The organism is Streptomyces sp. 11x1, assembly GCF_032598905.1.
Classification (GTDB): Bacteria; Actinomycetota; Actinomycetes; order Streptomycetales; family Streptomycetaceae; genus Streptomyces.
Genome location: NZ_CP122458.1, coordinates 10,005,807 through 10,017,968, shown reverse-complemented (window position 1 = coordinate 10,017,968; position 12,162 = coordinate 10,005,807). Strand labels below are relative to the sequence as shown.

Below are 12,162 nucleotides of genomic sequence, written 5' to 3'. Positions count from 1 at the left end.
GTCCGTCGGAAAATGAAGTGGGTAGTTCAGCGGAACTCGGTGTGCCGAGCGGACAGGGTCGGGGTGTGAAACCGAAAACCCGTTCCGCGGCGGGAGTTCGACCGCGGAGAAAAGCCGCGCTGCTCGCCACCGCGTTCACCCTCGCCGTGCTCTACGCCGCCGATGTCGTGGCCCGCAGTCACCCCTTCGGCCGGCGCACCCGGAGCGGCCTGCTGCGCACCGCCGCCGCCCGCCTGTACCACCGGCTGGTGAACCGGCTCGTCGACGTGGAACTCGTCGACGGCGTGGGGGACTTCCGGCTGCTGTCACGCCGGGTCGTCGACGCCGTCCTGGACCTGACGGAGTACAACCACTTCTCCAAGGGGCTATTCGCCCGGGTCGGTTTCCCCGGGACGACCTTCGAGTACGAGAACGCCGCGCGCCGGCACGGGCGCAGCTCCTGGAGCTTCCGGTCGCTCCTGAACTACGGACTGGACGGGCTGCCCTCTTTCAACAACCGTCCGCTGCCTGCTGCCCTCCACCTCGGTCTGTGGCTGCTGGTGTGCACGGGGCTCCACGCGGCCTGGATCGTGGGTGACGACTCGTCAACGACGTGGAGACGCCGGGCTATGTCACCATCGTCATGGCCGTGACCGCCCTCGCCGGAGGACAGATGATCATGCTCGGGGTGATCGGGGAGTACACCGGCCGGATCTATTACGAGGTGAAGGGGCGCCCGCACTTCCTGGTGCAGGCGACCAACGCGGAACAGACGGAGGGGCACGCCGCGTGCGGCACGACGAAGGACCTCATTCGCTGATGGGGACGGCGACGCGTACACCGCCGCACCCCGCGGCCCGCCCGGCACCCGAGCGTCGCATATCGAGACAGATCATGGCCTTCGCCCTGGTCGGAGTCGTCAACACCGGGGTCTATTACGGCCTTTATCTGTTGTTCCTCAATGCGCTCCCCTATCTCGCCGCGCATGTTCTCGCATTCGCCCTGAGCATGACGGGCTCTTTTTTCCTCAACGCGCGGTTCACTTATCGCACCCGTCCGACCTGGCGTAAATTCCTGTTGTTCCCGCTGACCAACGCCACGAATTTCCTGCTCACGACGGCGGGTGTGTACGTGATCGTGGGCGTGCTGCACGCGGGCAACAGGTTCGCGCCCCTACTGGCGTCCGGGGCGGCGATCCCGGTGACGTTCCTGGTGTCCCGCATGATCATGCTGCGGGGTTCCGGGCCCGGCTGAGTCCCCTCAGGCCAGCGCGCCCAGCGGGTCGTCGAGCACCGGCTGCCACGCCAACTCGGCCGCTCCGACCAGGCTGTTGTGATCCAGGGTGCAGGCCAGGATCGGGGCGACCCCGCTCTGCCGTCCCCACAGACTGCGCTCGGCGACGACCGCCCGCAGCCGGTCGGGGTCGGCGTCGAGCAGGGCGCGGTGCATGCCGCCGAGGATGATGCGGTCGGGGTTGAGGATGTTGACGAGCCCGGCGAGCCCGAGGCCGAGGCGGTCGATGACGGCCTCGGCGGCCGTACGGACACCGGGGTCACCGTACTGGGTGCGGATCAGTTCGTTCGCCTGTTGCAGCAGCGAACCCTCGGGGCCCGGATCGCGGCCCACGGCGGACAGGAAGGCACGCGGGTCGGCCTCGACGTCGAGGCAGCCTCGGCTGCCGCAGTGGCAGGGGCGGCCCTCGGGGTTGACGGTGAGGTGACCGACCTCCAGGGCCAGGCCCGAACTGCCCGTGTGCAGACGGCCGTCGAGGACCAGCGCGCCGCCGACGCCCCGGTGCCCGGTCGCCACGCACAGCAGATCGTGGGAACCGCGCCCGGCGCCGTGCCGGTGTTCGGCGAGGGCGGCGAGGTTGACGTCGTTCGCCGCGAACGCGGGTCCCGCGATCCCGGCCGCGCGGACCCGCTCGGCGAAGATCTGCCGGACCGGCGCCCCGGCCGGCCACGCAAGGTGCAGCGGGTTCAGGGCCAGCCCCGCCGGCTCGGCGACGGCCGACGGCACGGCCAGGCCCGACCCCACGCACCGGCGCCCGGTCTCCGCCAGCAGCTCGGCGCCCGCGTCGACGACCGAGCCGAGCACCTTCGCCGGGTCGGCGTCCACGATCTCGCAGGCGGGTGTGGTGGCGACGATCCGCCCGCCGAGCCCGACCAGCGCGGCGCGCCAGCCGTCGGAGTGCACCTGGGCGGCGAGCGCGACGGGTCCCTCCTCGTCGACTTCCAGGCGGTGGGAGGGCCGGCCCTGGGAGCCGGCTGCGGCCCCCGGGTGCGCGTCGACCCGGATCAGCCCCAACGCCTCCAGCTCGACGGCCACGGCACCGGCGGTGGCCCGGGTGACGCCCAGTTCGGCGGTGAGCACGGCCCTCGTCGGGGCCCGCCCGGTGTGCACCAGCTCCAGCGCCGGACCGAGCGCGCCCCTGCCCCGGTCCAGCCGCGTCCGTGCCGTCGTCCCTTCGCCCGCCGCCTTGGGGGCCGCCTTCCCGTCCATGAGGGCGAGTCTCCCATGATCCGCTCGGCGTCGAACCCCGCCCGGCGGGCCTCAGCCGTCGTCGAAGCCGCCGACCCGCAGGGTGATGTTCAGCCGCCCGACCAGCCCCAGCCCGGCCGGCGCGGTCCCCGCATACACCCGGGGCACCCCGTGGTGGGCGGACCGGGCCGGCCCGCCGAACACGAAGAGGTCACCGCTGCGCAGCTCCACGTCCGTGTAGGGCCGGGTCCGTGTCCGCGTGTTGCCGAAGCGGAAGAGACAGCTGTCACCGAGGCTCAGCGACACCACCGGCGCGTCCGACTTCTCGTCGGCGTCGCGGTGCATCCCCATGCGCGCGTCACCGTCGTAGAAGTTGATCAGGGCGATGTCGTACGCGGCGGTCGCCGCCTCCGCTCCGAGGGTGTCCTCGACGGCGCGCCGGCCCAGCTCCCCCAGCCAGTCCGGGAACGGCTTCACGGGCGCGCCGTCGCCGTCGACGACGGTCCTGGCGTAGGCGTACGGGTACCAGTGCCGGCCGAGGCAGACCTGCCGGGCGGTCATCGTGCCGCCGCCCGGGGTGCGGACGGTGCGGAGCCCGGCGGGCGGGCGGGCCCACACGCGGCAGGCGTCCAGGAGGTGGCGCTGCTGTTCGGCGTCCAGCCACTCGGGCACATGGACCGCGCCGGGCGCGACCTCCGTCCGGCTCCGGGGGAACAGCTCGGCGTCCATGCAACCATCGTCCCGCACGGCGGCCCGGTGCCGGCGGGGCCCTCGCCCCCACGGCTGCTCGGCGGCCGGGAGCGGGGCCGTGCTCGGTTAGCCTGGGCGCACGATGAGCGACCGTATGACCGCGCCCGAGGGCGAGTACGACCTGGCCCGCTTTCCCGAGGACCCCCGTGACCCGCTGCGCGCCTGGGACGCGTCCGACGCGTATCTGCTGCGCCACCTCGCGGAGAGCGGGACGCGGCTGGACGGGACGGTCGTGGTCGTCGGGGACCGCTGGGGCGCGCTGACCACCGCGCTCGCCGCGCACCGGCCGACGCAGATCACCGACTCGTTCCTGGGCCGGCAGGCGACGCGGGCCAACCTGGAACGCAACGGCGTCGAGGCGGACGCCCTGCGGCTGCTCACCACCCGGGACACTCCGCCGGACCGCGTCGACGTGCTCCTCGTACGGGTCCCCAAGAGCCTCGCGCTCCTGGAGGACCAGCTGCACCGGCTCGCGCCCGCCGTGCACGAGGGCACGGTCGTGATCGGCACCGGGATGGTCAAGGAGATCCACACCTCGACGCTGAAGCTCTTCGAGCGGATCCTCGGCCCGACCCGCACCTCGCTCGCCCGGCAGAAGGCGCGGCTGATCCACTGCGCCCCGGACGCGGCGACGCTCAAGGCCCGGGGGGACGATCCGTGGCCGTACACCTACCGGCTGCCGGACGACATCGGTGTGCTGGCCGGACGCCCCGTCGTCAACCACGCGGGCGTGTTCTGTGCCGACCGGCTCGACATCGGCACCCGGTTCTTCCTGCGGCAGCTGCCGCAGGCGCCGCGTGGCGGGCGGGTCGTGGATCTGGGGTGCGGCAACGGGGTGGTCGGTACGGCGATCGCGCTGGCCGATCCGGGCGCCGAGGTGGTGTTCGTCGACGAGTCCTACCAGGCGGTCGCCTCGGCGGAGGCAACGTACCGGGCGAATCTGCCGGACGCCGACGGGAAGGGCGGCACAGCGGTGCGTCGTACGGCACCCGGTGCGGCCGAGGGAAGGGCCGGCGGGTCGGCCGAGTTCCTGGTCGGTGACGGGCTGGAGGGGTTCGCGCCGGGCAGTGTCGATCTGGTCCTGAACAACCCGCCGTTCCACTCGCACCAGGCGACGAGCGACGCCACGGCGCGGCGGATGTTCACCGGGGCACGGCGGGCGCTGCGGCCCGGTGGCGAGCTCTGGGTGGTCGGGAACCGTCATCTGGGCTATCACGTGACGCTGCGGCGGATCTTCGGCAACAGCGAACTCGTCGCGAGCGACGCCAAGTTCGTGGTGCTCAAGGCGGTCAGGCGGACTTAGCGACACCCGCCGCGAAGGTCGCCCCGCGCAGGGCGCGCGGCGAGGCGCCCAGTTCACGGCGGCAGGCCTTGTTGAAGGCCTGGAGGTCGGGGATGCCGACGGAGGCGGCCACGGCGGGGATGGAGAGGGTCGTGGCGCGCAGCAGATGGTGGGCGCGTTCGAGTCTGCGGCGGCGGATGTAGGCGACGACGGTGCCGCCCGTCTCGGCGTGGAACAGCCGGGTCAGGTGGTTGTGGGAGACGCCGGCCACGCGTGCCACCTCCGGGATGGTGAGCGGAGCGGCCAGGTGGGCCTCGATGTGGGCGATGGCGGTGGTGACCGCCGGGTGCGGTCCGGGAGCGGCCGCGACGGGCGGGGTCAGCTGGGCCACCCGCCACAGGGCGGTCCACAGTTCGGCCCGGGTGCGGTCCGGCTCGCTCGGCGCGGCGGCCACCGCCTGGAGCAACAGGTCGGTGAGCGCAGGGAGTTCGGCGCCGGCGTCCTGGACGACCGGCACCGTGCGGCGCGGTCCGGACGGGGCGATGCGCAGATGGGCGAAGAGGTGTTCGGAGCGGCCCCGGTAGCGGTAGCGGACGGTGGTGTCGGGCGGGACGAGGCTGACCCGGCCGGGGCGGATGGTGTGGGTGGTGCCGTCGACGGTCAGTTCGGCCTCGTACTGGTAGAGGTGCAGCTGCCACAGCTCCGGCAGCCGGAACACGTCCGTGCGGCTCGCGACGCCGTGCACGCCGACACCGGTGAGGGCGACGTGCGGTGGCTCACCGAGGTGGATCTCCGTCTCCCGCATGACCGGAAACGTACCAGTGACGGGCGTCACACTTCGCTCCCGGGGAGGGGCGCTACGCGAGACGGTCACATTCCCACGCGGGACGGACGCGTACGGGCCCTGCTACGCGGGCGGAAGCGTCTCTTCCGTCCGCAGGACGCCGATCAGCCGGGCCACCGTGTCCGCCATTGCCGTCCGGCCCGCCGTGAGGTACGTGCGCGGGTCCACCGCGTCGGGGCGGGCGGCGAGGTGGTCCCGGATCGCGCCGGTCAGGGCGATGTTGAGCGCGGTGCCGATGTTGACCTTGGCGATGCCGCCCGCCACGGCCGCGCGCAGTTCGCCGTCCGGGACTCCGGAGGAGCCGTGCAGGACGAGGGGGACGTCGAGGGCGGCGGCCAGCCGTTTCAGCAGGACGTGGTCGAGGGCGGCGGTGCGGGTGGTCATCGCGTGGGAGCTGCCGATGGCGACGGCGAGCGCATCCACACCGGAGTCCGCCACGAAGGCCCGCGCCTCCTCGGCGTCGGTGCGCGCGCCGGGCGCGTGCGCGTCGAGCGGCGGGGCACCGTTCTTGCCCCCGACCTGCCCCAACTCGGCCTCGATCCAGAGCCCTTGGCCGTGCGCCCACTGAACGGCGGCGTGGGTCGCGGCGAGGTTGTCCAGGTAGGGCAGGCGGGAGGCGTCGTACATCACGGAGCTGAAGCCGGCGTCGGCCGCCCGGCGCAGCAGATCCTCGCTCCGGATGTGGTCGAGGTGGAGCGCGACGGGCACGGCCGCCCGCTCGGCGGCCGCGGACGCGGCGCGGGCCAGCGGCAGCAGGTCCCCGTCGTGGAACTTGACGGCGTTCTCGCTGACCTGGACGACCACGGGCGCGGCGACGGACTCGGCGCCCGCGACGATCGCCTCGACGTGCTCCAGGGTGATGGCGTTGAACGCGGCCACGGCGGAGTGCGCGGCGGCCGCCTCGGTGATCAGCGCACCGGTCGTCGTCAGGGGCACGGCTCCTCCTGGTTCAGCGGTCGTTCGCGTCGAGGATCACCGAACGCGTCAGGTGGCGCGGGCGGTCGGGGTCGAGGCCGCGGGCGGCGGCCACGGCGACGGCGAGCCGCTGGGCGCGGACCAGTTCGGCCAGCGGATCCAGCCCGCCGGCCACCCAGGTCGCGCCGGTCTCCCGCACCTGCGCGGCCAGGCCGTCGGGCGCCTCGCCGAACATCCAGGTCACCGTGGAGCGGGTGGTGATGCTGATGGGGCCGTGCCGGTACTCCATCGCCGGGTAGGCCTCGCTCCACGCCAGGGCGGCCTCGCGCATCTTCAGGGCGGCCTCGTGGGCGAGGCCCACGGTCCAGCCCCGGCCGAGGAAGGTGAACTGGGCGCTGTCGACAAGCCCTTCGGGCAGCGGCGCCTCCAGCGCGGCACGCGCGTCGGCGACGGCGGCCTCGGGGTGCAGGCCGAGGTGGGCGCGCAGGAGGGTGAGGGCGGTGGTGGCGAAGCGGGTCTGGACCACGGACTTCTCGTCGGCGAAGTCCAGCACGACCAGGTCGTCCGCGGCCGTCATGGCGGGGGTGTCCGGGTCGGCGGTGACCGCCGTGGTGCGGGTACGGCCGCGCAGCGCACCCAGCAGGTCCAGCACCTCGGTGGTGGTGCCCGAGCGGGTGAGGGCGACGACGCGGTCGTAGGCCCGCCCGCGGGGGAACTCCGAGGCCGGAAAGGCGTCGGTCTCGCCCTGCCCGGCCCGCTCGCGCAAGCCGGCGGCGGCCCGCGCCATGAAGTACGAGGTTCCGCAGCCGACGAGCGCCACCCGCTCCCCCGGTGCCGGCAGGGCCTCGGCGTGTCCGGGCGCGTCGGCGGCGACGCGGGCCCAGCACTCGGGCTGGCTGTGAAGCTCGTCCTCGACATGGGTCATGCGGGAACCCTCCCCTGGATACGCGAGGCTCATGCTTACTTCTGCACGATAGAGTCATCTTTCGAGCATCTTCAAGCACGAGGAGACGGATGTCCCGCGACGAACGCTGGCAGACACTGCTCGAACTGCTCGTCGAACGGGGGCGGCTGGACGTCGAGGAGGCGGCCGCCGAGCTGGGGGTGTCCGCCGCGACCATCCGGCGTGACCTCGACGGGCTCGCGGAGCAGCAGATGCTCGTGCGCACCCGGGGCGGGGCGGTCGTGCACGGCGTCTCGTACGAGCTGCCGCTGCGCTACAAGACGGCCCGGCGTGCCACCGAGAAGCAGCGCATCGCGAAGGCGGTGGCGGATCTCGTCGCGCCCGGCGAGGCGGTGGGGCTGACCGGTGGCACGACGACCACGGAGGTGGCGCGGGCCCTGGCCGTGCGGGGCGATCTGGCGTCCGGCGCGCCCGCGCTGACCGTCGTCACGAACGCGCTCAACATCGCGAGCGAGCTGGCGGTGCGCCCCCAGTTCAAGATCGTGGTGACGGGCGGGGTGGCCCGCGCCCAGTCGTACGAGCTCGTGGGCCCGCTCGCCGACGGGGTGCTGGACCGGATCACCCTGGACATGGCCGTGCTCGGTGTCGTCGCCCTCGACGTGTCCCATGGTGCGGCCGCGCACGACGAGGCGGAGGCCGCCGTCAACCGGCTGCTGTGCGAGCGTGCCGAGCGGGTCGTCGTCGCGGCCGACTCCAGCAAGCTGGGTCGGCGGGCCTTCGCCTGGATCTGTGCGACGGAGGCCGTGGACACGCTGGTCACGGACTCGGCCGCCGCGCCCGCGACGGTGCGCCGCTTCGAGGAGGCCGGGATACGGGTCGTCACCGTATGAGGGCCGTCACCGTCTGAAGGCCGTCACCGTCTGAGGGCCGCCGCTCTCTCCCCGGCACGGCGTCGGGTCAGTCCTGGAGCCAGGGGGCCGGCATGCCGCCGCGTTTGAGGGTGGTGAGGACCAGGGAGACGTCGATGGACGCCACGTCGGGGAGCCACGGGGAGCGGGTGACGAAGGCGTGGAGGGCGTCCTCGTCGGGGAAGGCGGTGAGGACGAGGAGTTGACGCGCGCCGGTGACGAAACTCGCGTAGCGGACGTGGGCGGACCCGGCGAGTGCCGCCGTCACGGTGTCGACCCGGGCCGGGGGCGTGCGGACCCAGAGGACGGCCTCGACGGGGAGCCCGAGCACCGCGGGCTCGATCACGGCCCGGATGCGGACCTTGCCCTCGCGCCGCAGCGCGCCGAGGCGTCGTCTCGCGGTGGCCTCCGACACGCCCGAGACGCGCGCGAGTTCGTCGTAGGTGCGGCGCCCGTCGTCGGCGAGGGCATGGAGCAACAGCCGGTCGGCGCGGGAGAGTTCCGGGGGTGTCTCGCCGGTCGGCAGGGGATCGGTGACCGGCCCTGACGCGCCGTCGGCGCCGGCCTCACCCCTCAGGGCGGCGATCTCGGCCTCGGTGAGCAGGCCCGCGTGCCACTCACGGATGGTGCGGACATGCCGCAGCACGGCGAGGGTCCGGATCTCCACCACCCCCGGCAGACCGGCGAGTTCGTCGAGCACCAGTCCCGCCAGCCGTTCACGGGGCCACCGTAGTTCCGCGAGGCAGTCCAGGGTTCCGGTGAGCACGTGGGCGAAGACGCAGTCGGGCCTGCGAGCCAGCGCGGTGGCGGTGATCCGGGCCTGGCCGGGGGCGCAGCGCACACCGACCACCACACTGCGGCCGCGCATCGGCAGCGCGCCGATCCGTACGAGGCCGGACTCCAGCAGCCGGGTGCCGCGGCGGACGACGGTGCGTTCGGGCTCGCCGAGGGCCGCCGCGATGCGGTGCCAGGCGGCCCGGCCGTCGATCTGCAGCGCGCTGATGATGCGCCGGTCCAGTGAATCCGTCACGGGGCCGGTCCGCGGTGCGTCCATCGGCCCCAGACTATGGCGGATTCCGTCAATTCCGCAGGGGTTCTTGTTCCCTTCCGTCGCCGTGGCCCAGCCTGCCGGGAAGCGGAATCGCTCGGTCCCACGCGGTCTCCCCGCTGCGCGGGCCACGCCCCGTCCCCCTCGGCCCGCACGGGCCGCGCGCACCGTGACTCCCGTGACTCCCGTGACTCCCCGATCTACGGAGATGGTCGACGTGACCGTGACTCCCGGCAGTCCCCCACGTTCCCCGGCCGCCGACGCCGCCCCACAGGTGCCGCCGCGTCCCGGCGGCTCCCGCCGGGGTCGGTCGGCGCTCCTGGGTCCCGGGCTGGTGCTTGCGGCCGCCAGTGTGGGCGCCGGGGACATGGTGACCTCGCTCGCGGGCGCGGCCGGGTACGGGATGGCGCTGATGTGGGCCATCGTCATCGGGGTCGTCCTGAAGTACGCGCTCACCGAGGCGGTCGGCCGGCTGTACCTGGCCACCGGACAGACCGTGATCGCGGGTCTGCGGTCGGCCGCCCGCTGGCTTCCGGCGGCGTTCATGCTCTTCGTCCTGGTCATCGGGCTGCTCTACGGGGCGGCGCTCGGCTCGGTGGCGTCCTTGGCGCTGTCCACGCTGTTCCCCGTGCTGCCCGTCCGGCCCGTGGCCGTCGCCATCGCGCTCTCGGCGGCGGCGCTCGTGTACGTCGGGCGGTACGCGCTGTTCGAGCGGGTGATGAGTGTCTTCCTGCTCGCCAAGTTCCTCGGCATGGCCGTCCTGGCGGTGCTCATCCTCGCGACCGCCGACGATCTGTCCGGCCTGCTCGGCACGCTGCGGCCGAGGCTGCCGGAGGGCGACGTGGTGACGGTGCTGGCTCTCATCGGCGGCGTGGGCGGGACGGCCGGGATCGCCTCGTACAGCTACTGGGTGCGGGAGAAGGGCTGGGCGGACCGGAGCCGACTGCGGCTGATGCGTACGGACTCGGCGGTGAGTTACGGAGTCACCCTGCTGTTCGTGCTGTGCACGACGGTGGTGGGCACGGGCCTGCTGTACGGCACGGGCGGCAGCATCACCGGCAACGACGGGCTGGCCGCGCTCGCCGATCCGCTCGGCGCCGATCTGGGGTCCGTGGCCCGGGTGCTGTTCCTGGGCACGTTCTTCCTGGTGACGCTGAGCGCACTGGTCGGCGGCTTCAACGGCCTGTGCTATCTGCTCGCCGACTCGCTGCGGGCGCTGCGGGGCGTCCCGGACGCCGAGGCGGAACCGCACATCGCGCAGCACGGCCGTCCGTTCCGGCTGTTCGTCCTCTACTGCGCCGTCGCCTCGGTCGCCGTCGTCTTCCTGGGGCGGCCGGTGCCCCTGGTGCTCACCTACGCCGCGGTCGGCTCGCTGATCCTGCCGCTGCTCTCCGGCGCGCTGCTGGTGCTCCTCAACCGCCGGAGCATGGAGCCGGCGCTGCGCAACCGGACCGTCTCGAACACGCTGCTGGGCGGCTCCTTCGTGCTCTTCGGAGTGCTCGCTGTCGTCCAGCTCAAGGAGTCCCTGGGAGGGGCGTGAACCACCTCGTGCGTCAACTCGTCGACCACCCCGCCAAGTACCCCGTGAACCCGACGGGCGACACGGACCCGTCGGACGACCTGTGCTTCCGGACCGCGTACGAACTCGCCGTCGCGCTGGCGCGCCGGGAGATCTCGGCGCGGGAGGTGGTGACCGCGCATCTGGAACGCGTCGAGCGGGTCGATCCGGCGGTGAACGCGATCGTGACGCTCGTGGCCGACCGGGCGCTGGAGCAGGCCACCCGGGCGGACGACCGGATGGCGGCCGGGGAGCCGGTCGGCCCGCTGCACGGGCTGCCCGTCGCGCACAAGGACCTGCACGACACAGCGGGCATCCGCACGACCTCCGGTTCGCCGGTCTTCGCCGAGCGGGTGCCCGACCGTGACCACTTGGTCGTCGAGCGGCTGCGGAAGGCGGGCGCGATCACGCTCGGCAAGACCAACGTCCCCGAACTGGGCCTGGGTTCGCACACCGTCAATCCCGTCTTCGGGGCCACCCGCAACCCCTACGACCTCTCCCGCAGCGCGGGCGGCAGCAGTGGTGGGGCGGGCGCGGCCCTGGCGTGCGGGATGCAGCCCATCGCCGACGGCAGCGACACCGGCGGCTCGCTGCGCAATCCCGCCTCCTTCAACAACGTCGTCGGACTGCGCCCGTCGCCGGGCCGGGTGCCGTCCTGGCCCGACAAGGCGCCCTGGGGACAGCTGTCGGTGAAGGGGCCGATGGCCCGGACCGTGGCGGACGTCGCGCTGACCCTGTCCGTGCTGGCGGGCCCGGATCCCCGCGATCCGCGCTCCCTGCAGACGCCGGGCTCCACCTTCGCCTGGCAACTCGACGGGAATCTGCGGGGGTTGCGGGTCGCCTTCTCGCCCGATCTCGGTGGGGCCGTGCCCGTCGATCCGGAGGTACGGGAGGCGCTGCGGCCGGCGCCCGAGGTGTTCGCCGCGCTGGGCTGCGAAGTGGAGGAGGCCTGCCCGGATCTGCGCGGCGCGGACGAGGTGTTCCTCACCCAGCGCGCCTGGCAGATGGAGCTCTCCTACGGGAAGCTGCTCGACGAGCACCGCGACCTGCTGGCCCCGGACGTCGTCTGGAACATCGAGGAGGGCCGCAGGCTCGGCGGCCCCGACCTCGGACGGGCCCAGACACTGCACGGCGCGCTCTTCCACCGGGTCCGCGAGTTCTTCGAGCGGTACGACCTGCTGTTGCTGCCGGTCAGCCAGGTCGCGCCCTTCGACATCGGGCTGGCGCACCCGACGGTCGTGGACGGCACCCCGATGGAGACCTATCTCGACTGGATGCGCTCGGCGTACCTGATCTCCGTGACGGGCTGTCCGGCCCTGTCCGTCCCGGCCGGGTTCACTCCGGGAGGGCTGCCGGTCGGGCTGCAGATCGTGGGCCCGCACCGGCGGGACTGGTCGGTCCTGAAGGCCGGGTACGCCTTCGAGCGGGCGACGCGGGTCGGGGAGCGGCGGCCTCCGGTGGTGACGGCCGCCGGCTGAGAGCCGGGCCGCGGC

At 73.3% G+C, this 12,162-nt stretch carries 11 protein-coding genes and 1 pseudogene; 6 read left to right on the top strand and 6 right to left on the bottom strand.

Translation table 11 applies throughout. The features are described 5' to 3' along the window. Window positions 1-191 precede the first annotated feature (191 nt). Both P8T65_RS44110 and P8T65_RS44105 read left to right on the top strand, forming a co-directional pair. Window positions 192-799: pseudogene (locus P8T65_RS44110) on the top strand (glycosyltransferase); the annotation flags it as partial. Window positions 800-873: 74 nt separating this feature from the next. After that, window positions 874-1,233 (top strand): GtrA family protein, encoded by a 360-nt coding sequence (locus tag P8T65_RS44105; RefSeq protein WP_316731045.1) that lies wholly within the window; start codon window positions 874-876, stop codon window positions 1,231-1,233. A gap of 6 nt (window positions 1,234-1,239) precedes the next feature. On the opposite strand, the gene P8T65_RS44100 is transcribed toward P8T65_RS44105, so the two are convergent. Then, on the bottom strand, window positions 1,240-2,481 hold the full coding sequence (locus tag P8T65_RS44100; RefSeq protein WP_316731044.1) for an ROK family protein: 1,242 nt from the start codon (window positions 2,479-2,481) through the stop codon (window positions 1,240-1,242). 51 nt (window positions 2,482-2,532) lie between these two features. After that, window positions 2,533-3,189 (bottom strand): alpha-ketoglutarate-dependent dioxygenase AlkB, encoded by a 657-nt coding sequence (locus P8T65_RS44095; RefSeq protein WP_316731043.1) that lies wholly within the window; start codon window positions 3,187-3,189, stop codon window positions 2,533-2,535. 103 nt (window positions 3,190-3,292) lie between these two features. Here P8T65_RS44095 and P8T65_RS44090 point away from each other — a divergent pair, with 103 nt between their 5' ends. Continuing rightward, entirely contained in the window at window positions 3,293-4,513 is a 1,221-nt protein-coding gene (locus tag P8T65_RS44090) for a methyltransferase (RefSeq protein ID WP_316731042.1), read from the top strand. Here the strand turns inward: P8T65_RS44090 and P8T65_RS44085 are convergent. The 3 genes from P8T65_RS44085 to P8T65_RS44075 all read right to left on the bottom strand — a co-directional run bounded on the left by P8T65_RS44085 (window position 4,500) and on the right by P8T65_RS44075 (window position 7,176). Continuing rightward, window positions 4,500-5,297 carry an AraC family transcriptional regulator gene (locus P8T65_RS44085; protein WP_316731041.1) on the bottom strand — a complete coding sequence of 266 codons (798 nt, stop codon included), beginning with the start codon at window positions 5,295-5,297 and terminating at the stop codon, window positions 4,500-4,502. The genes P8T65_RS44090 and P8T65_RS44085 overlap by 14 nt on opposite strands. A gap of 102 nt (window positions 5,298-5,399) precedes the next feature. Further along, window positions 5,400-6,272, bottom strand: a complete 873-nt coding sequence (locus P8T65_RS44080; RefSeq protein WP_316731040.1) for a class II fructose-bisphosphate aldolase — start codon at window positions 6,270-6,272, stop codon at window positions 5,400-5,402. A gap of 13 nt (window positions 6,273-6,285) precedes the next feature. Continuing rightward, on the bottom strand, window positions 6,286-7,176 hold the full coding sequence (locus P8T65_RS44075; RefSeq protein ID WP_316731039.1) for a sugar isomerase: 891 nt from the start codon (window positions 7,174-7,176) through the stop codon (window positions 6,286-6,288). 89 nt (window positions 7,177-7,265) lie between these two features. Between P8T65_RS44075 and P8T65_RS44070 the strand changes: the two genes are divergently transcribed. Beyond that, window positions 7,266-8,045, top strand: a complete 780-nt coding sequence (locus P8T65_RS44070; RefSeq protein ID WP_316731038.1) for a DeoR/GlpR family DNA-binding transcription regulator — start codon at window positions 7,266-7,268, stop codon at window positions 8,043-8,045. Window positions 8,046-8,112: 67 nt separating this feature from the next. On the opposite strand, the gene P8T65_RS44065 is transcribed toward P8T65_RS44070, so the two are convergent. Further along, window positions 8,113-9,117, bottom strand: a complete 1,005-nt coding sequence (locus P8T65_RS44065) for an Lrp/AsnC family transcriptional regulator (RefSeq protein WP_316731037.1) — start codon at window positions 9,115-9,117, stop codon at window positions 8,113-8,115. Between the two features lie 202 nt (window positions 9,118-9,319). On the opposite strand from P8T65_RS44065, the gene P8T65_RS44060 reads away from it, so the two are divergent. Together P8T65_RS44060 and P8T65_RS44055 are read left to right on the top strand one after the other, a co-directional pair. Further along, window positions 9,320-10,651, top strand: coding sequence for an Nramp family divalent metal transporter (locus P8T65_RS44060; protein ID WP_316731925.1), 1,332 nt, complete (start codon window positions 9,320-9,322; stop codon window positions 10,649-10,651). Then, entirely contained in the window at window positions 10,648-12,147 is a 1,500-nt protein-coding gene (locus P8T65_RS44055; RefSeq protein WP_316731036.1) for an amidase, read from the top strand. The genes P8T65_RS44060 and P8T65_RS44055 overlap by 4 nt, the downstream gene beginning before the upstream one ends. Window positions 12,148-12,162: the final 15 nt, after the last annotated feature.